Origin of the sequence: Chryseobacterium indologenes, from assembly GCA_016025055.1 — a bacterium.
Taxonomy (GTDB): domain Bacteria; phylum Bacteroidota; class Bacteroidia; order Flavobacteriales; family Weeksellaceae; genus Chryseobacterium; species Chryseobacterium indologenes.
Window position 1 is genome coordinate 4,083,170 of record CP065590.1, and the last position, 19,153, is coordinate 4,102,322.

General features: G+C 38.8%; 15 protein-coding genes and 6 pseudogenes. 18 read left to right on the plus strand and 3 right to left on the minus strand.

Annotation, left to right across the window (positions count from 1 at the left end):
• Positions 1 to 172: 172 nt before the first annotated feature.
• From H3Z85_18795 to H3Z85_18810, 4 genes are read left to right on the plus strand one after another with little or no spacing between them, the layout of a single operon-like run.
• A complete protein-coding gene (locus H3Z85_18795) occupies positions 173 to 709 on the plus strand; it encodes a putative metal-dependent hydrolase (GenBank protein ID QPQ51332.1) in 537 nt (178 codons plus the stop codon).
• Between the two features lie 47 nt (positions 710 to 756).
• The gene (locus H3Z85_18800; GenBank protein QPQ53948.1) at positions 757 to 1,164 is read left to right on the plus strand and encodes a DUF1569 domain-containing protein; all 408 of its coding nucleotides are present in this window, start codon (positions 757 to 759) and stop codon (positions 1,162 to 1,164) included.
• Positions 1,161 to 1,538: a bacillithiol system redox-active protein YtxJ gene (ytxJ, locus tag H3Z85_18805; GenBank protein ID QPQ51333.1), complete on the plus strand. Its 378-nt coding sequence runs from the start codon at positions 1,161 to 1,163 to the stop codon at positions 1,536 to 1,538. Before H3Z85_18800 ends, ytxJ begins: the two co-directional genes overlap by 4 nt.
• On the plus strand, positions 1,538 to 2,134 hold the full coding sequence (locus H3Z85_18810; protein ID QPQ51334.1) for a Crp/Fnr family transcriptional regulator: 597 nt from the start codon (positions 1,538 to 1,540) through the stop codon (positions 2,132 to 2,134). The genes ytxJ and H3Z85_18810 overlap by 1 nt, the downstream gene beginning before the upstream one ends.
• 103 nt (positions 2,135 to 2,237) lie before the next feature.
• Here the strand turns inward: H3Z85_18810 and H3Z85_18815 are convergent, their stop codons facing one another.
• On the minus strand, positions 2,238 to 3,659 hold the full coding sequence (locus tag H3Z85_18815; GenBank protein QPQ51335.1) for a PLP-dependent aminotransferase family protein: 1,422 nt from the start codon (positions 3,657 to 3,659) through the stop codon (positions 2,238 to 2,240).
• Positions 3,660 to 3,755: 96 nt separating this feature from the next.
• Between H3Z85_18815 and H3Z85_18820 the strand changes: the two are divergent.
• The 13 genes and pseudogenes from H3Z85_18820 to H3Z85_18880 all read left to right on the plus strand — a co-directional run bounded on the left by H3Z85_18820 (position 3,756) and on the right by H3Z85_18880 (position 15,636).
• Positions 3,756 to 4,639, plus strand: a pseudogene (locus H3Z85_18820) (DMT family transporter).
• Between the two features lie 84 nt (positions 4,640 to 4,723).
• Positions 4,724 to 4,969: a hypothetical protein gene (locus tag H3Z85_18825; protein QPQ51336.1), complete on the plus strand. Its 246-nt coding sequence runs from the start codon at positions 4,724 to 4,726 to the stop codon at positions 4,967 to 4,969.
• 298 nt (positions 4,970 to 5,267) lie between these two features.
• Positions 5,268 to 5,863: pseudogene (locus H3Z85_18830) on the plus strand (Crp/Fnr family transcriptional regulator).
• 626 nt (positions 5,864 to 6,489) lie between these two features.
• Entirely contained in the window at positions 6,490 to 7,080 is a 591-nt protein-coding gene (locus tag H3Z85_18835) for a ferritin-like domain-containing protein (protein QPQ51337.1), read from the plus strand.
• Positions 7,081 to 7,137: 57 nt separating this feature from the next.
• Entirely contained in the window at positions 7,138 to 7,440 is a 303-nt protein-coding gene (locus H3Z85_18840; GenBank protein QPQ51338.1) for a hypothetical protein, read from the plus strand.
• A 13-nt stretch (positions 7,441 to 7,453) separates the two neighbouring features.
• Positions 7,454 to 7,834: a hypothetical protein gene (locus H3Z85_18845; GenBank protein QPQ51339.1), complete on the plus strand. Its 381-nt coding sequence runs from the start codon at positions 7,454 to 7,456 to the stop codon at positions 7,832 to 7,834.
• 57 nt (positions 7,835 to 7,891) lie between these two features.
• Positions 7,892 to 10,038 (plus strand): annotated as a pseudogene (locus H3Z85_18850) (catalase).
• A gap of 38 nt (positions 10,039 to 10,076) precedes the next feature.
• The gene (locus H3Z85_18855) at positions 10,077 to 11,255 is read left to right on the plus strand and encodes a glutathione-dependent formaldehyde dehydrogenase (GenBank protein QPQ51340.1); all 1,179 of its coding nucleotides are present in this window, start codon (positions 10,077 to 10,079) and stop codon (positions 11,253 to 11,255) included.
• Between the two features lie 35 nt (positions 11,256 to 11,290).
• The gene (locus H3Z85_18860) at positions 11,291 to 11,791 is read left to right on the plus strand and encodes a nicotinamide-nucleotide amidohydrolase family protein (GenBank protein ID QPQ51341.1); all 501 of its coding nucleotides are present in this window, start codon (positions 11,291 to 11,293) and stop codon (positions 11,789 to 11,791) included.
• Between the two features lie 7 nt (positions 11,792 to 11,798).
• Positions 11,799 to 12,599 (plus strand): SDR family oxidoreductase, encoded by an 801-nt coding sequence (locus H3Z85_18865; GenBank protein QPQ51342.1) that lies wholly within the window; start codon positions 11,799 to 11,801, stop codon positions 12,597 to 12,599.
• Positions 12,600 to 12,605: 6 nt separating this feature from the next.
• A pseudogene (locus H3Z85_18870) lies at positions 12,606 to 13,351 on the plus strand (SDR family oxidoreductase).
• Positions 13,352 to 13,431: 80 nt separating this feature from the next.
• Complete coding sequence (locus H3Z85_18875; GenBank protein ID QPQ53949.1) at positions 13,432 to 14,955, plus strand: FAD-dependent oxidoreductase; 1,524 nt, start codon at positions 13,432 to 13,434, stop codon at positions 14,953 to 14,955.
• 24 nt (positions 14,956 to 14,979) lie between these two features.
• A complete protein-coding gene (locus tag H3Z85_18880) occupies positions 14,980 to 15,636 on the plus strand; it encodes a hypothetical protein (GenBank protein ID QPQ51343.1) in 657 nt (218 codons plus the stop codon).
• Here H3Z85_18880 and H3Z85_18885 read toward each other — a convergent pair.
• Positions 15,618 to 16,199: pseudogene (locus H3Z85_18885) on the minus strand (AraC family ligand binding domain-containing protein). The gene H3Z85_18880 and the pseudogene H3Z85_18885 sit on opposite strands and share 19 nt — an antisense overlap.
• A 170-nt stretch (positions 16,200 to 16,369) precedes the next feature.
• On the opposite strand from H3Z85_18885, the pseudogene H3Z85_18890 reads away from it, so the two are divergent.
• A pseudogene (locus H3Z85_18890) lies at positions 16,370 to 17,505 on the plus strand (NAD(P)H-dependent oxidoreductase).
• Between the two features lie 120 nt (positions 17,506 to 17,625).
• On the opposite strand, the gene H3Z85_18895 reads toward H3Z85_18890, so the two are convergent.
• On the minus strand, positions 17,626 to 19,068 hold the full coding sequence (locus H3Z85_18895; protein QPQ51344.1) for a PLP-dependent aminotransferase family protein: 1,443 nt from the start codon (positions 19,066 to 19,068) through the stop codon (positions 17,626 to 17,628).
• Positions 19,069 to 19,153: the final 85 nt, after the last annotated feature.

Genomic DNA, 19,153 nt, shown 5'->3' on the forward strand with positions numbered 1-19,153 from the left:
GGGTATATAACTGAAGCCTTTATTATTTGGTAAAAATATCTTGTTATAATTAATGCTTTCTTCACTTTAGATTCTTGAATTTTTGATACATTTACATGCTCTGTTATGTAGAAATTATTCAACCTGGCAGAGGCATAGTTAATCGACAATTTAAAAAAATAAAACCTATACAATGAGTGATTTAGAGAATAAAAAATTTCCGATAGGACAATTTGAAACCCCTGAAAACATTAATGATACTACACTCGATACTTACATTAAAATCATTAAAGATTTTCCCGGAAGGCTCAAAAACCTCATTGAACATTTTACGGATGATCAGCTGGATACCCCTTACAGAGAAGGAGGATGGACGGTAAGGCAGCTTGTTAATCACCTTTCAGACAGTCATATCAACAGTTTTATCCGCTTCAAACTGGCACTTACCGAAGATAATCCCACCATTAAACCCTATGATGAGGCACAGTGGGCCGAGCTTCAGGATAGTTTTCATATGCCTGTAAAACCAGCCATGCGAATGTTGAAAGGAACGCATCAAAGGTGGACAACACTTCTGAAGACCCTCACCAATAAACAGTTTGAAAGGACTTTTCATCATCCGGAACACAACAAAAATTATAATTTAAGGGAAAGTCTTGCCCTGTATGCCTGGCATTGTAATCATCATTTTGCACATATTGAAAATCTGAAGAAAGAAAAAGGTTGGTAAGAAAAAGACTTAGTAATCCCACCTATTACAGGGAAATTGTAGACAGAATTTCCGGACTTTCCGGGAACTCATCCGCAAAATGGGGAAAAATGAATGTATGCCAGATGCTCAGACATTGCGATCTGGTCCTCCAGGTTGCCTTAGCAAAAATAGAACTTCCCGAGATTAATATCCTGTTCAGGGTGATAGGAGCCGTGACTAAAGTAGAAATGTATGTTTTTAATAACGGAATTCCCAGAAACATGCCTACTTTTCAAAAACTAATCGTTAATTTTGAGTGTGATTTTGATGAATCAAAAACCAATCTGCTGAAAACACTGGAAGAATTCCGGGTGGCCTGTGAAAACAAAAAGCTGCCGGAAAACCACAGGTTATTCGGAAACATGACTGAAAAAGACTGGGAATTTTTAGAGTATAAACATCTTGATCATCATTTAAAACAATTTAATGTATGAGTTTTTTTGATAAAATATTCGGAGGAAAAAATGAAACCCCTGATCAAAAATCTTTCTGGAAAAAGATCGAGTCTGAAGAAGATCTGGCAAAAGCCATTGAAAGCTCTTTTAACCATAAAATAGCCATATTCAAACATTCAACTAGCTGTTTTATCAGCAGGACCGTATTGAAAAACTTTGAAAAGGAGGTTGAAAACTCAGGTCAGCCGGTGGAGATCTATTTTCTGGACTTACTGGCTCACAGACCTGTTTCCAATAAAATTGCCACAGATCTTGAGATAAGACATGAAAGCCCACAGCTGATTGTTATTGAGAACGGAAAGCCTGTCAACAGTGCTTCACATCAGGATATTTCATTAAGCCAGATCATATAATGAAGAATATTAATAATTATTTAGCCAAAGTCCTGAATGTTCCTCTTCAGAATGTGAATACCTGCAGCCTGCATTATGAAGTAAAAAAGATCCCTAAAAATCAGTTTCTGCTTCAATATGGAGAGATTTGCCGGCATATTTTTTTCGTAGAAAAAGGTCTTCTGAAGATGTATTCTATAGATAAAAACGGAAAAGAGCATATCATTCAGTTTGCCCCGGAAAGCTGGCTTATTTCGGACAGAAGCAGTCTTTATTTTAATGAAAAATCAAATTATTATATAGAAGCTGTGGAAGACTCTGAAGTATTATTCCTTCATCCCGATTTCTTCAATAAACTGGTGGAACAGTTTCCGAACAGTATTGAAAGAAGTGACTTCCTGTTACAGAAACATATCAGAAGCCTTCAAAACAGAATCAATTCTCTATTGGGCGAGACTGCAGAAGAAAGATATATGAAATTTATTAAAATGTATCCGGATTTATTGTTGAGAGTTCCCCAATGGATGATTGCCTCTTACCTGGGAATTACCCCTGAAAGTTTAAGCAGGGTAAGAAAAGAACTGGCAAGGAAAAACTTTGTTCCCGATAAAAAATAGAAAAAGGCCGGAAGAAGGAGCCTTTGATCACTGTTGACTCAATAGTGTTAAATCTCTTTTATAGTAAAGTAGTAGACCTTCCATCTTCCAGCCTTCTTTTCCCTTACTTCACATAAATCTTTTTAGCAAGGCTTCCGACTTGTCTGAGCTTCGTTTTTGTGTCTTCCGACCATGGGAGCCCGATGCAGAGCCTCATGCAGTTTTCAAACTGATCCTGGAAGGTAAACATTCTTCCGGGGGCAATACTTATATTCTGTTTAATAGCCAGATCATAAAGCTGGGTTGTTCGGATAGATTCATCAAATTCTACCCACAGCGATAATCCTCCCTGCGGGCGGCTTGTTTTTGTTCCTTCAGGAAAAGATTCTGCAATGGTTTGCACATAATTCTGATAATTACTTTGCAGGGTTTTGCGAAGTTGATGGAGATGTTTTTCATATCTGCCAGATTTCAGAAAGTTGGCGACAGCTTCATTTACAATGGAAATCGAAGATGTGGAATGCAAAAGTTTAAGCTTTAAAATTTTATCGATGTATTTTCCCGGAGCAATCCATCCGACACGGTAACCGGGAGCCAGAGTTTTTGAAATAGAACTGCAGTACAGTACACTTCCGTTTTTATCAAATGACTTACAACATTTTGGGCGGGAATTTCCAAAATAAAGATCTCCATAGACATCATCTTCAATCAGCGGAATATTATTTTCAGAGAGAATTCTTACGACTTCCTTCTTATTTTCATCTGGCATGCAGCTTCCCAAGGGAGAGTTAAAATTGGGAATCAGCAGGCACAGATCAATTTTAGGAATTACTTTCTTTAAAGCCTCAATTTCAATTCCTGTGGTAGGATGGGTAGGGATTTCCAATACTTTTAATCCTAATCCGTTGGCCAACTGCAAAATTCCGGGATAACAAGGGCTTTCAATGGCAATAGTATCTCCGGGCTTACCTAAGGCCATCAGGCAGAACGAAAGGGCATTCATTCCGCCATTGGTTGTCACGAGATCCTTTTCATGGAGGTTTCCGCCCCATTGCAGAGATCGCACAGCAATCATCCGTCTTAATTTCAGGTTTCCCTGTAATTCTTCATATTCGGTTCCGCCTTCTTTTAATTCGCGGATCGCATGTACAATTTCTTTTTTGAGCTTCGCCTGAGGCAACAGATCTCCGGACGGAATTCCGATGGAGAAAAAGGTAACATCTTTCCGCCCCATATTTTCATAGACTTTACTGATCAGCTCGTTCGGTTCGTCATTATTGGCCATCAAAGACGGGCGGCTTACCTCAGGCAAGGGAAGTTTTACCGATAGTAGCTGGCTTACAAAGTAACCGGATTGCGGTTTTGATTCTACCAATGACTGGGATTCAAGTTCCAGAAAGACCCGTTTGGCAGTGTTCATACTTACCTGATGTTCCTGGCAAAGCATCCTCACTGACGGAAGCTTGTCTCCGGCTTTTAAAACCCCTGTTTTGATCTGGCTGGCAATACCTTCCGCAATCTCCGTATATAAAAATTCTTTACTCATTTTTTTAAACTGTGCTCATGCAAATATACAAAACTGATACTGTGTTTATTTATTTTTCCTTTCTAATTTTGCTCCATACAATTAAAACTTTAAAAAATGATGACAGATACAATTTCAAAAGATCAGGCAGTAAGTGGATGGATCAATGGTTTCATAGGGGTATTGTTGTTTAGTGGTTCGATGCCCGCAACAAAATTGGCAGTCATGGAAATGGATCCCATATTTGTTACCATTGCCCGGGCCGTCATTGCAGGGATATTGGCGCTTTCAGTCTTATTACTATATAAAGAAAAAGGCCGGCCAAAAATCAGATATTTTCATTGGTATTGGTCTCTATAGGATGTGTTATAGGGTTTCCGCTGCTTTCTTCACTGGCATTGCAGTATCTGACTTCCGCTCATTCGATTGTTTTCCTGGGAATGCTTCCTCTGGCTACAGCTATTTTTGGTGTTTTCCGTGGAGGAGAGAGGCCACATCCGATCTTTTGGTTTTTTTCTGTTATCGGAAGTCTTCTGGTGATAGGATATGCTGTATCACAAGGGATTTCAGCTTCGCCGGTAGGAGATATTTTGATGCTGCTGGCAGTGATTTTATGCGGGCTTGGCTATGCAGAAGGGGCTAAGCTTTCGAAAACTTTAGGCGGATGGCAGGTGATTTCATGGGCTTTGGTGCTGTCATTACCTGTTATGCTCCCGTTATTCTTCATTTACTTTCCGGCAAATCTGGAAACTGTTAGCTTTAAAGGCTGGTTTGGTCTGGGATATATTTCTTTGTTCAGCATGTCTATCGGGTTTATATTCTGGTATAAAGGATTGGCGCAGGGAGGAATTACTTCTGTGGGACAGCTTCAGTTATTACAGCCATTCTTTGGATTAGCTTTGGCTGCCTATCTTCTACACGAACAAGTGAGCATGGGAATGCTAGGCGTTACAGTGGGTGTGATTTTATGTGTAGTAGGAACAAAAAGATTTGCGAAATAATAAAAAATAATCAATTATGATTGAAATCATAAGCTAGCATAATGATATTAGCCTACATTTGATAGACCACTAAAAAATATTATTATGAAATTGATTATGCTTCTACTGCTTACAGGACTTTTGGTTCTCAGCTGTAAAAAAGAAATAAAAACGGAACGTTCGGTCAGGACAGACAGTGTAATTATTGATACGGTTAGAACAGATACTGTAGTCACCGGAAATCATGTATCTCCACCTGGCAAAACAGATACAATAGTAAGAAGAGGCGATAACGGCTCTAAAAAGTTTAGCGATACCGCTACAATGCCTAAGAGCAAAAAATCCAAGTAATAAAATTTACCCGTCATATTTGCAAAAAACCCGTTTTCGCTTTATGGAAATGGGTTTTTAATTTTTAGATATTACGGAAAATCTAATAATTTCTTTTTAAAATAATGTTAATGATAAGATTAATTTAATATTAAATTATAAACAATAAAATTATATACAATGATAATTAATAATAAAATTAACTTTATTTAACGTTTAGATAAATATACAAGGCTCGATATTTGCATGATAAACAAAGCGTCCCAATGATATTTTTACTAAGATTAAGAAGAAGAAACCAACACCAAAAACAATTATTATGGTTATCAATGAGAGCATTTTACGATCAGCGGGAGCAGAAACGAGAGATTACAGACCCACAGAAAACTTATTCTGTGAGGGAGATATACCCAGTTATTACTATCAGATCATCAAAGGGGAAGTAAAACTGAACAATTATAATGAAGAAGGCAAAGAGTTTATCCAGAATTTTTTATCTGAAGGGCAAAGTTGCGGAGAATCGGTACTTTTTATAGATAAGCCTTATCCGATGAATGCTGAAGCTATTACAGATTGTAGTGTTCTGAGACTTCATAAATCTGTTTTTTTACAATTATTAAAAAATTCCCCGAATTATACATGGAGGTAAACAGTTTTTTATCTGAACGCCTCTATTACAAATTTGTAATGATGATGAATAATTCTTCCCAACATCCTTTCACCCGATTGAAAGGTCTTATGGATTATCTTAAAAGTTTCCAGGAAGATATGAGCCCGTATTCTTTTGTCGTTCCGTTTACGAGGCAGCAAATGGCCAGTCTAACGGGAATATGCGTAGAAACCGCGATAAGAACAATCAAACATATGGAAAGGGACAATATTGTCAGAATTAAAAATCGTAAAATACTTTATTAAAGATCGTTACGAACAAATTTATTTTCCTCTAATCTCCTTTGGAATTGATGAAATCTTCCGCACGTATCAGGTGCGGAAGATAAATATAACACCTGAAATACAATATTTAGAAGAAGATCAAGTAAACTTACGATAAAAAGCGAAATTCTTGATGAATATCAGTTAACATGATTCAGGTCATAAAAAAATGACTTATTATCACTTACATTTGATATATAATTTTCAGTACAACTTCTTACAGCTTAGTAAAAAAGGAGCGTAGACAGGCATTACCTTTTTATTATCAATTCGAGTTATGCGAATCAAATGGGTTGCCGTCTCTTACGAGTCACGGGGCTGCATATCATTTAATATTAACATATGGAATTATAGTATGAATTACCATTTTTAAAAATAGTATTTCAGTAAAAAATATATGTCGGACCACAGAAACTGATAGAATATTATGAGTTTGGGATAAGCTTCAACATTAAAAAATATACTCCGGACCGGTAAGTCTGAGAGCAAATCTTCCGAACAATAGGCATTCGGAGGCAGACGTAATTCATAATTCTTTTTCCTTGATTGTCCCTTCCATCAGCAAAATGAAGGGACGATCTTTAAAAACAATAAACACCACTTCAACCATGACACACAATATCACTGAAACCAAAAATTCCTCTTCAACAAAGAAGACAACAACAAAAATAGACAATGCCACTGTAAAACGTGAAGAGATGAAAAATTCTCCGCTCCACAAGTTCTTTGTAAATGCTCTGAAAGATATTTACTATGCTGAAAATGCAATTCTTGAAGCCTTGGAAAAAATGCAGGATGCAGCCACTACAGAAGAATTAAAAGATGCCTTTGAAGACCATCATCTCCAAACTCAGAAGCATGTAAAACGTCTCGAAAAGGTTTTCCAACTTATCGATGAAAAACCTGAAAAGAAAGAATGTAAGGCTATCAAGGGAATCATCGAAGAGGGAGAAGAAGTCATCAAATCCACAGAAGAAGGAACCGCCACAAGAGATGCTGCACTCATTATTGCTGCCCAAAAGGTAGAACATTATGAAATCGCCACGTATGGAGGCCTTGCCCAGCTGGCCATTACCATGGGGCATGATAAAGCCGCCGATCTTCTTGAACGGACTCTTGAAGAAGAGGAAGACACTGATTACCATCTTACGGAAATCGCAGAGACATCCATCAATTTTGATGCGGAACAGGAAGACTAAACGTTTGGCCTTGCGGCTTGTTTTATTTGGCTTATTCTAACCATGAAATCAAAAAGTATGGATTGTCAGAAAATAATAAGAACCTTGAAACACAAAGACTTTATCAAAGTAACCAACGAGGGAAAGTGGTTTGAAGACGGAGCAGCGATCTATGCCAAAGAAATAAAAGACAATATCTTTTTATTATTTGTCATTCTGAAAGATATAGACATCGAAAATATTCAGGCCCTTATCGCTCATTTTGACAGCTTCGGCAGTATCGGCTTAAAAAAACCGGAACAGATCATGTTTTACCTCTCGATCAGGGATAAAGAAGACCTTCATTATTTTGAGCAATATTTAAAGACGTCCACAAACTAATAACCTTATCAATATGATTTTTGAAAATGAAACTTTACAGCATTCCGGGTTGTACGACAAAAATAATGCGCTGGAAAATGAATCTTTATTTCCGGTTATTATTAATTCTTATGGGGTTACTGCTTTTCTGATCAAGTCATTGGAAAAGATAAAAAATAACGCAACATGTGAAATCCTGAAAGGAGCAATAAATACTTACATAGAAGAATATCTCCTTCATATCCGTGAGTTTCATACTCAAAACACCAGTGAAATCAATGACGCAGATGCAGAAATACGATATGAATCTCCCTCTTTTACTTTATATGCTAAAACAGCCTATTACAAAGTATTGAAGGAAGAAGAATACATCAATAAGCTTCTGGGTGTTCTGGAAAAAGGCAGCACGGAGTAATTTGCTGACCAAACCTTTCTGAACTGCTTTTATAATAGACCAACACAAAAAAAGAATATGAATATGGACATTAATGAAAAAAACAACAAAAAGACAGACCAACTTCAATCTCATACCACTTCCAACGAAGGCGAAAAACTGACAACCAATCAGGGATTAAAGATCAATAATAACCAGGATTCCCTTAAAGCCGGAGAAAGAGGTCCGTCATTGCTGGAAGATTTTATCCTAAGAGAGAAAATTACTCATTTTGATCATGAAAGAATTCCTGAAAGGGTAGTACATGCCAGAGGATCCGGAGCCCATGGTGTATTTAAGCTGACCAAAAGTATGGCGGCCTACACCAAAGCAAAATTTTTAACAGAATTAGGAAAAGAAACTCCGGTTTTTGTACGATTTTCTACAGTAGCAGGAAGCAAAGGAAGTACAGATCTGGCCAGAGATGTCCGTGGATTTGCCATTAAATTTTACACGGAGGAAGGAAACTATGACCTTGTAGCCAATAATATGCCTGTATTTTTCATTCAGGATGCAATTAAATTCCCGGATCTCATCCATGCAGTAAAACCTGAACCGGACAACGAAATTCCACAGGCGGCTTCTGCCCATGATACATTCTGGGATTTTATCTCTCTGATGCCTGAAAGTATGCATATGATCATGTGGCTGATGAGCGACAGGGCGATACCGAGAAGCCTCAGAATGATGGAAGGATTTGGAGTTCATTCCTTTAAATTTATTAATGAAGAAGGAAAAGTTCATTTTGTGAAATTTCATTTCAAACCCAAATTAGGTGTCCATTCAGTAGCATGGAACGAAGCTCAGATTATTTCAGGAGTAGATTCCGATTTTCATAAAAGAGATCTGTGGGAAGCTATAGAAAACGGAGACTATCCGGAATGGGATTTTGGTGTACAGCTGATTCCCGAAGAAGATGAGCATAAATTTGATTTTGACCTTCTTGATCCTACTAAACTGGTGCCGGAAGAAGAAGTTCCCGTAGAAATCTTCGGAACATTAACGTTAAACAGAAATCCGGATAATTTCTTTGCAGAAACAGAACAGATCGCATTCCATCCCGGACATATTATTCCCGGAATAGACTTTACCAATGACCCGCTTTTGCAGGGAAGATTATTCTCATACACCGACACCCAATTATCGAGACTCGGCTCGCCGAACTTCCATGAAATCCCCATCAACAGATCGATCAATACTGTTCACAATAACCAAAGGGACGGGCATATGAGGCAACAGATCGTCAAGGGAAAAAGCAGCTACGAGCCCAATTCTACCGGAGGAGGATGTCCTTTTCAGGCTATGATGTCGGAAGGAGGTTTTGTATCCCAGCAGGAAAGAGTTTCAGGAGTTAAAATCAGGGAAAGAAGCAGGAGTTTTGTGGATCATTATTCGCAGGCAAAGCTATTCTACAACAGCCAATCAAAACCGGAAAAAGAACACCTTCAGAATGCACTTATTTTTGAACTGTCTAAGGTCACATTACCGGAAGTTAGAGAGCGCCTCGTCGGACAGCTTGCCTACATTGATATGACACTTGCTTCAAGAGTAGCAGAAAAATTAGGAGTAGAAGTAAAAAAACTGGAATGGCCGAATCAGAGCTTACCTGCAGACAGTAATATCATAGAACTTCAAAGCGAAGAGAGAGAACCCAATACAAAGACATCCGGGGCCTTAAGTATGCAGAATACCGTAAAGAATACCATCAAAAGCAGAAAGATAGGATTTATTATGACTAACGGTATCAACGGCGGATCCGTAAATGACATGAAAGTAGCACTTGAAAAGAAGGTGCCGGAGTTGAATTCATTGCACCGAGTCTTGCTAAAATAAAAGCCGATGACGGCTCAGAAGTTACTCCCAAACATTCTTTGACCAGTACTGCCAGTGTTTGTTTTGACGCCCTTTTTATTTGCCCGGGAGAAGGATCAGTAAAAGAACTGATGATTCCGGAAAATAAACATCTTGTACTCCATTTTATTAACGAAGCTTATAAACATTGTAAAGCGATTTACTTCGGGGCAGATACAGAACCGTTATATCATAACAGCAACGTTGCTTCAAAAAAACATGAAGATCCGGCAATCGTTACCTGGGAAGATAAAACCCCGATGGAAAAATTCATCAAAGCAATAGAAAAGCACAGAGTCTGGGATCTGGAAATGGAGCGAAATGCGCAATCATAACATATCCTTCACACCAATCACTTAAATATAAAATAGTTATGAAAGCAGCCGTTTTTCATTCACCCGGTAATATTACCTGTGATACCGTTGAGGATCCCAGGATTCAGGATGAACGTGATATCATTTTAAAGGTTACTTCCACCGCAATCTGCGGCAGTGATCTGCACATGTACTCAGGAGGGATCCCTCAGGCCAGGCCAATGGTAATGGGTCATGAATTTATGGGAATAGTGGAAGAAACCGGGAAAAATATCACCCATCTAAAAGCAGGCGACAGGGTAGTTGTTCCCTTTCCCATTGCCTGTGGAAGCTGCTTTTTTTGCCAGCATGACCTTCCTACCGCCTGCGAACACAGCAATCCCGATCATTATGGTCCTGAGGGAGGAATCATTACAGAAAAAGGCGGTGCTTTATTTGGATATACAGATTTATATGGTGGCTATGATGGAGGGCAAGCTCAATATGTAAGAGTTCCTTATGCTCACTTTGGCCCCAGAAAAGTCCCGGAAAACCTATCTGATGAACAGGTTTTATTCCTTACCGATATCTTTCCGACAGGTTATACCGGCGTTATGTGGGGAGAACTGAAAGGAGGAGAAACGGTAGTTGTCTTTGGTGCAGGTCCTGTAGGCTCTATGGCAGTGAAAAGTGCTATTCTTTATAATGCTAAAAAAGTAATAGTCGTTGATACTCTACAGTACAGATTAGATCAGCTCAGAAAGCTGACCGGTTGCGAAACAATTTTATGGAAAGACGCAGAAAGTACCATTGAGCAAATAAGGGATATGACAGACGGCAGGGGTGCTGATCTATGTATTGAAGCAGTCGGCTTCGAGCCGGAAAGAAGTTTTATAGACAGAGCAAAAGCTGTTATCAACTTCGAAAAAGGATCTGTAAAAGTACTGGAAGCCTGCATGAGCGCCGTAAGAAGAGGAGGAATTGTCTCTGTACTCGGTGTTTATCCCGCTAATTATGATAATTTCAGACTCGGCCAGATTTTCGATAAGGGAATTACCATTAAAGCAGGACAATGCAACGTTCATCCTATTATTGACCGTCTGATGGGATATGTTCAAAACGGACAGGTGATCCTTGACGATATTATTACCCATCGCTTACCTCTGGATGCCGTAGACAAAGGCTACGAAATCTTTAATAAAAAAGAGGACGGATGCGTAAAGGTTGTACTCGACCCATGGAAGCTCTCAAGCTTTTAACATCAATCTAAACCAACTCTTCAAAAGATTATATTATGGAATTTCAAAAGAATCTTCTCGATTATATAAGTCAATCACTGCTGACTACAGATGAAACTATTTCAATTGCTGAAAGCGTTACATCAGGATGCTTGCAACTTGCATTTTCACAGATGAAGAATGCTTCTCTGTTCTACAAAGGCGGAATGACAGCATACACATTGCCTCAGAAAGTAAATTTACTGAAGGTGAATAAACAGGAAGCAGAAGAATGTGATTGCGTTTCAGGACATATTGCAGAAACGATGGCCCTGAATGTTGCCAAATTATATGAATCCGACTGGTCTATTGCTACGACGGGATATTGTACTCCCATCCGAAACTCTGACTATAAGATTTTCGCCTATTTCTCATTCTCATATAAAGGGGAAATTATCCTTACTAAAAAACTCGAACTACACCCTAAAACGCAGTCTCTGAATGCACAGATGTATTATACGGAATTTATTTTAGGCTGCTTTAAAAGTGAACTCAACAGGTTGCTAATCTTACAATAAAAAACTAATGGAACGCAGGAATCAATACGCCCTGGTCACCGGAGCTACAAGCGGAATAGGCTATGAACTGGCAAAACAATTGGCTCAGAACGGCTATGATCTTGTTATGGTAGCCAGGGATCATGAAGAACTCAGAAAAAAGGCTAATGATTTTAAAGAATACGGCATCAATGTCATCTGTATTTCCAAAAATTTATTCCTGCAGGAGGAAGCCTATTCCCTCTATTCTGAACTCACATTAAACGGAATAAGTCCTGAGATTCTTGTCAATGACGCAGGACAAGGCGTCTATGGGAAATTTCAGGAGACAGATATTCATAGGGAAACAGATATTATCAATCTAAATATTATCTCTGTTATTATATTGACCAAACTGTTTATTAAGGACCGACTGTCTAAAGGATCGGGTAAAATTTTAAATCTGGCTTCCGTGGCCAGTAAACTTCCCGGTCCATGGCATTCGGTATACCATGGTACCAAAGCTTTTATATTATCATGGTCTGAGGCTATCCGTGAAGAACTGAAAGATTCGGGAATAAGTGTAACCGCACTTTTGCCCGGGCCCACCGATACTGATTTTTTTAATAAAGCAGATATGAACAGAAGCAAATTGCTTGAAGATAGAGAAATACTCGCTTCCCCTGAAGAAGTTGCCAGGGATGGATACAATGCCTTGATGAACGAAGATGACAAAGTGATATCCGGATTGAAAAATAAACTATCCATAGCTATGGCCAACCTGGCCACAGATAGTATGGTGGCCCACAGAATGGCTGAGATGCAAAAACCCGTTACAGAAAACAAATGATAAATTATGGGAAAATTAGAAGATAAATCAGCCCTGATTACCGGTGCAGACAGTGGAATAGGAAAGGCCGTAGCACTCCTTTTCGCATTGGAAGGAGCAGATATCGCTATTATTTACCATTCGAGTGAAACTGATGCCGAACAGACCAAAAAAGAAATTGAAAATCTGGGCAGGAAATGTGTCATTTTTCAGGGAGACATTAATGATTATGAATTTTGTGAAGAAACAACCCGAAAAGTAATTGCAGCATTCGGAAAGATCGATATTCTGGTGAACAACGCCGGCATTCAGTTTCCCGCTAAAAAGATTGAAGAACTCGAAGAAAAAAATATCCGGAAAACATTCGATTCCAATATTGTCGGAATGATATTATTGACAAAAGTTGTTTTTTCTTACCTGAAAGAGGGAAGCTCTGTGATTAATACGACCTCTGTTTCTGCTTATCAGGGGCATCCCGAGTTGCTGGATTATTCAGCAACAAAGGGTGCCATTGTATCTTTTACACGTTCACTGGCATTACAGGCAAAACCGAAAGGTGTCAGGATCAACGCCGTAGCTCCGGGACCTGTAGCAACACCGCTTACCGAAGAAACTTTTGACGAAGAAGAAGAAAATCCGGATAAACCACCCTTTGAAAGGAATGCAACACCCGAAGAGATTGCTTTTAGCTTTCTTTTTTAGCCAGTTCCGATGCGGCGCAGATGACTGGTCAGGTCCTTCATCCCAACGGCGGAATCATTATAAACGGATAACATAAAAGTCCGATTATAAAACAGCAGCCGGGCCTGATTCTTTACAGAGCCCATAAGTTTAACTTTAAAATATGATGGATATGTATAGAGACGGCGCAAGAAAGAGTATATGGCAGGACGAAATCAGGAAATTTTCTATGGAAACTGATCTTAGCCACTTATTTGACGTTGTGATTGTAGGAGGCGGAATCACAGGGGTATCAACAGCCCTGAAGTTACAGGAATCAGGGAAAAAATGTATTATTCTGGAAGCTGCTAATATTGGCTTCGGAACCACGGGTGGAACTACCGCCCATTTAAATGATTTTTTTGATACCACTTTTACTCAAGCAATCGAAGATTTTGGGCCGGACAATGCCAAATTGTATGCAGAATCCGGTAAAGATGCCATTGCAATCATCGAAACTAATATCGACAAATATAAAATAAGCTGCGATTTTACACGGAAATCAGCTTATCTTTTTGCTTTGGATGACAAACAGGAAGAACAATTAAAAAATATTGCAGAAGGAGCTGCCAAAGTTGGCCATGAGATGACCTTCGTTAATGAAATTCCATTTCCCATCCCTTTTAAAGAAGCAGTCTTAATCCCTGAGCAGGGGCATTTTCATCCGATAAAATATATCAGAGGACTTTGTGAAGCTTTCATACAATTAGGAGGGAAAATTCTTGAGAACTGTCGTTGTGAAGATTGTAATGAACAGGATGACTATGTGGTGGTAAAAACTTCACGTGGCGAAATAAAAACAAAACATATCGTGTACGCCACCCATATTCCTCCGGGAATTAATGTTCTTCATTTTACCAATGCACCCTACCGGAGCTATGCCATGGCTTTTACATTAAAAGACGACAGATATCCGTGGGAGCTAGGCTACGATCTTTGCGATCCCTATCATTACTATAGAATTCAGGAATGTGACGGTGAAAATCTTTTAATCGCAGGTGGCGAAGATCATAAAACCGGCCATGCTGATGATACGGGAGAACATTTTTCGAAGCTTGAAAATTATGTGAGACAGTATTTTAAGGTGGAAACGGTGCATTATAGCTGGTCAAGCCAATATTACGAGCCTGTGGATGGCTTTCCTTATATCGGAAAACTCCCTGGCAGTAAAGGAAGAATTTGGGTAGCTACCGGATTCAGAGGCAACGGAATGATATTCGGGACACTCTCTTCACAGATCCTTCATGATCTGATCACTACGGGAAAAAATAAATATGGTGACTTGTTTAATCCTTCGAGAATAAAACCGGTTGCTGGATTTTCAGATTTTGTAAAAGAAGCTTCTGCTGTGGTGTTTGATTTTATAAAAGATAAAATTTTCGTTGAAAAAATTGCATCTTTCTCAGAAATAAAAGAAGGTGAAGCAAAAGTTATCCGTTATGAATCTGAATCATATGCTCTCTATAAAGAAAATGACGGAACACTGCATCTTTTAAAAAGCACCTGCCCGCATGCTGCCTGCGAAGTTCGGTGGAACAGTGCCGAACTGAGCTGGGATTGTCCATGCCATGGCTCCAGATTTAATGTTAATGGTAAAATGTTGACGGGGCCTTCCACCAATGACCTGAAGAAAGTATTTCCTTATCAGAAACATTAGACAATACGTTAAATATATACTTCTATGTCCCGCACAGGTTTTTTCTATCGTAACAGTCTGAGCATTGTTTTGATCGTCTTAATGATTTGCTCTCTTATCGGGCAATTCCTGACAGGCTGGAAAACAGAAAATAAGGAATTGGCTGAAAGTGGGCAGGAGGCTCTACGCATATACGAATATCTTCATAGCGGTCACTTCATACAGGCTACATTTGAAAACTGGGAAAGCGAATTTTTACAGATGATGCTCTACGTTCTTTTAACCATTTCTTTGAGGCAAAAAGGCTCCAGCGAGTCAAAACCTATGACGGGTAAAGACGATGTTGATCGGGAGCCTGAAGCACACCCCAACGCTCCATGGCCGGTCAGAAAAGGAGGGGTATGGCTAAAAATTTACAAACATTCCTTATCGATAGCTTTAGGTTTATTCTTTCTGATCAGCCTTATTCTCCATTTTTATGGAAGTATGAAAGATTTTAATCAGGAGCAGTTATTAAAAAATAAGCCGTCATTAAGCGCTTGGCAATATATCAGTGAATCAAGGTTCTGGTTCGAATCATTTCAAAACTGGCAAAGTGAATTTCTGGCCGTTGCCTGTCTGGTTTTATTTTCCATTTGGCTACGCGAAAAAGGATCTCCCCAGTCTAAACCTGTCGATATGCCTCACGATGAAACTCCCTGAAATTTCCCTGATCTGGGTTTCGTTTTCATCACGGAAAAACAGGATGAGGTAAAATCTGAAATACTCTGATAACAAGCCTTTTACGATACTTTATTTAAAGTAAATTGCCGGGTATCTATGAGCTCAATGCTTTTTAAGATTCTTGTCAGTTGATAGTACTTCTGGACTGTAATTCCTGTGCCTCATTTTCGATCATAGATTTATTCCATTTTGAGACAGACGACAACATTTCCCTGAGAACAGTCGCAACGGCAAAAACCTGTACATTCTGATAAAATTCTTCTTCAAATACAGATCTGAACAGAAATACCATCAGGTTCACCGTTTGTGCTTCAGACGTTATTTTATGAGCTTTCCCGGAAGAGATCCAGATGATATGATATTGTGGAACCAGATAAATCTTGTGATCAATATGAAAATATTGATAGCCTTCTTCCACAAAAAGTAAGCTGAGCACGACCGTATACATGTTCATTATGGTCATGTTTCCGGTCTTTTTCGCACGATAAATAAGCTTCTTTGTCGATGGTGCTTTTTGTCTTTTTAATTAGTCCACATTTCATTCTGTCGTTTCAAATATATTTTTTGGCAAATTTAATAGAAACGTCACTATTAATTTTGTAAAATCAAAGAAATAGAGTATTTCATTGATTCCGTTTTACCCTTAAAGTAATTCAAAAGTTATGGGTTAAAAACCGGCAAAAGCAAAATATAAATTTATATCTTATTCATAATGAAAAAACTATGTTCTTTTTTTATCTTAATTTTATTATTAAACACCATCAACATCATGGCACAAAATAAAGCGAATATATTGGTTCTTATTCATTCAGATAATGGAGGAACCTACGAGCTGGCCAAAGAAATCGCAAAAGGTATTGAAAGTGAAAACAATGCAACTGCAAGCCTTAAACTTGTGAAAGCATCTCAAAATCCTAATCTCAAAAACTTACCTGTGGCAACCGTAGAAGAGCTGACCTCTTACGATGGAATTGCTTTCGGTTCTCCTGTTTATTTTGGAAATATCAGTACGGGAATGAGTGAATTTTTATCCAAAACAGTTCCGTTGTGGACCAACCATGCACTGGAAGGAGTTCCCGCTACTGTTTTTATGTCTGCCGGCAGCGGAGCAGGGAAAGAACTGGCCCTTCAAGCCTTCTGGAACAGCCTGGCAGTACATGGAATGGTATTAGTTTCTAACGGAATCAGAGGGACAGAAGAACTCAATAAAGCAATTCCGCAAGGGAATTCTGTATTAGGAATGACAAGTATGGCTTCCTTAAAAGATGTGGAACGTCCTACAAAAGGAGAAAGGCACTTAGCAGAGCTTCAGGGTAAAAACTTTGCAAAAATTGCTTTTGCCTTAAAGGATACCCATCCTAAAAAAGAGTTCCGGTTGCTGAACACCATCAGAATTTTAATGACATTTTAAAACAAAAAAATATTACACTTCCCCAGGTTCCCAAGCCGGCAGGAAATTATCAACCGTTTGTACGTTCCGGAAATCTGGTATTCATCAATCAGGTTGCATTAAAGGACGGAAAAATTGTAAATCCGGGAAAATTAGGGGTAGATGTAAATGAACAACAGGTAAAGGATGCTACAGAAGTAACAATACTGAATGTGATATCTGTATTGAATGAAGCTGTAGGAGGGGATTTGAGCCGTGTAAAGCAATGTGTTCAACTGACAGGAATTTTTAATACAAAAGACGATTACACCAAGCATGCAGATCTCATGAATGTTGCATCAGATCTGACCGTTGACATTTTCGGAGATAAAGGAAAGCATGCAAGAGGAACGCTGGGAGCATCGTCCATCCCTGTTAATTCTTCCGTGGAGATCCAGGCTATTTTTGAAGTCGAATAAATATCTGTATTATTTTGCCACGAATGCACGAATTATGCTATGCTTCTAAAGTCATTCGTGCATTCGTGGCAATTAATATATTCCCGGACGTGTACAGGATTTTACTGGTTTTTAGGAACTTTATGAGGACTTACTGGACATATTGGTGAAAATTTCAGCAATAACAGGTATACTTTGTTCCAATTGCTCCTCAGAAATGGCCCCATAACTTAATCTAAAACCATTGACAGATGTTCTGCTGTATTGCTTCGGATGGATGATTTTTATTTTTTTTTCTGACAGACAACTTACAACGGCATTCCAGTCCAACTGTACCTTAGGAGTGATCCAAAAGGCGAGTCCGCCCTCAGGTAAAGTAAAATCAGCAAGCTCTTTCAGGTGTTTGTTCAAAAGATCAAATACAAAATCCCTTTTATTCTTGTAATGAGCCGTTGCTTTTCTAATATGTTTTTTTACCGCTCCTTCCCTGATCAATTGAAGAACGGCCTGTTCCATAATGACATCCCCATGAACATCAATAATCTTTCTCAGATTTCCTATTTTTTGTAACAGCCCTTCATTTTTTGTGGCCAGGTAACCAATCCGGAGGGCAGGAGCTACCACCTTGCTTAGTGTTCCGATGTATACATAATTATTAAGTTCTTCATAACTTGAAACAGGCAGAACCGGACGATATCCGAAATGAAACTCATTGTCATAATCATCTTCAATGATCGTAATATTGTGCTGGTTAGACAATTCTATAAGTTTTAATCTCCTAGCAAGACTTAATGTAACAGTAGTAGGATACTGTCTGTGAGGAGTGATATATATCGCTTTGATATTCTTATGCTGAATCAGTAATTCTTCAATGGCTTTAATATCTATACCTTCCTCATCTACAGATACCGGCAAAAGTCGGGCACCTGCATACTCAAATGCCTGCCATGCAGGCTGATATCCGGGATCTTCGACAATGATCTGATCGCCTTCCTTCAATAGGGTCTGAGCCGTCAGAAACATACCCATCTGGCTTCCACGCGTAATGGTAAGTTCGCTTTCATCAATATTCATTCCACGTTGATGATTGAGCATCTGGGAAATGGTTTTCCTGAATTCTATATCACCATGTTCATTGGCATAGCCCATCATCTGCCATTTTGCTTTGATACTGAATATCTGTCGATAAGCTCTGGCCAACTCCGTTACAGGTGCAATTTTACTGTCCGGATGCCCGTCATCAAATTTGATGAAAACTTCTCCTGGTGCTATTGAACGTCCACCAATCTTATCGATACGATTGGTCATATGTTCATGTAAAGCCGGAAGCTTATTGGATACAAAAATACCTTTTCGTTCTTTTGAAATCACCCATTCCTCGTTGATCAGAACCTGGTATGCTTCTACAACCGTATTTCTGTTGATTTTCAACGTGATCGCAAGGTTCCTGCTGCCGGGAAGGGCATCTCCGGCTTTCAATCTGCCGGAGCGGATGTCAGTAATAATGCTATCTGCGATCTGTAAATAGACTGCTTTATCAAGCTTTTTGTCAATTTCAAATTCTAATTTCCAAGGTCGGAGCATCTGGACTACTTATTTATATAAAAACTGAGTTATTTAAACAGTCCAAATATAGAATAATTTTGTCTTGCAATTAAGCACAAAACCA

Excerpts from the sequence above, each read along its gene's own strand:
- H3Z85_18840 (QPQ51338.1), top strand. The coding sequence starts at position 7,138 with ATGGATTGTCAGAAAATAATAAGAACCTTGAAACACAAAGACTTTATC.
- H3Z85_18795 (QPQ51332.1), top strand. The coding sequence starts at position 173 with ATGAGTGATTTAGAGAATAAAAAATTTCCGATAGGACAATTTGAAACC.
- H3Z85_18815 (QPQ51335.1), bottom strand. The coding sequence starts at position 3,659 with ATGAGTAAAGAATTTTTATATACGGAGATTGCGGAAGGTATTGCCAGC.
- H3Z85_18875 (QPQ53949.1), top strand. The coding sequence starts at position 13,432 with ATGTATAGAGACGGCGCAAGAAAGAGTATATGGCAGGACGAAATCAGG.
- H3Z85_18835 (QPQ51337.1), top strand. The coding sequence starts at position 6,490 with ATGACACACAATATCACTGAAACCAAAAATTCCTCTTCAACAAAGAAG.
- H3Z85_18865 (QPQ51342.1), top strand. The coding sequence starts at position 11,799 with ATGGAACGCAGGAATCAATACGCCCTGGTCACCGGAGCTACAAGCGGA.
- H3Z85_18880 (QPQ51343.1), top strand. The coding sequence starts at position 14,980 with ATGTCCCGCACAGGTTTTTTCTATCGTAACAGTCTGAGCATTGTTTTG.
- H3Z85_18860 (QPQ51341.1), top strand. The coding sequence starts at position 11,291 with ATGGAATTTCAAAAGAATCTTCTCGATTATATAAGTCAATCACTGCTG.
- H3Z85_18825 (QPQ51336.1), top strand. The coding sequence starts at position 4,724 with ATGAAATTGATTATGCTTCTACTGCTTACAGGACTTTTGGTTCTCAGC.
- H3Z85_18895 (QPQ51344.1), bottom strand. The coding sequence starts at position 19,068 with ATGCTCCGACCTTGGAAATTAGAATTTGAAATTGACAAAAAGCTTGAT.
- H3Z85_18855 (QPQ51340.1), top strand. The coding sequence starts at position 10,077 with ATGAAAGCAGCCGTTTTTCATTCACCCGGTAATATTACCTGTGATACC.
- H3Z85_18845 (QPQ51339.1), top strand. The coding sequence starts at position 7,454 with ATGATTTTTGAAAATGAAACTTTACAGCATTCCGGGTTGTACGACAAA.
- ytxJ (QPQ51333.1), top strand. The coding sequence starts at position 1,161 with ATGAGTTTTTTTGATAAAATATTCGGAGGAAAAAATGAAACCCCTGAT.
- H3Z85_18810 (QPQ51334.1), top strand. The coding sequence starts at position 1,538 with ATGAAGAATATTAATAATTATTTAGCCAAAGTCCTGAATGTTCCTCTT.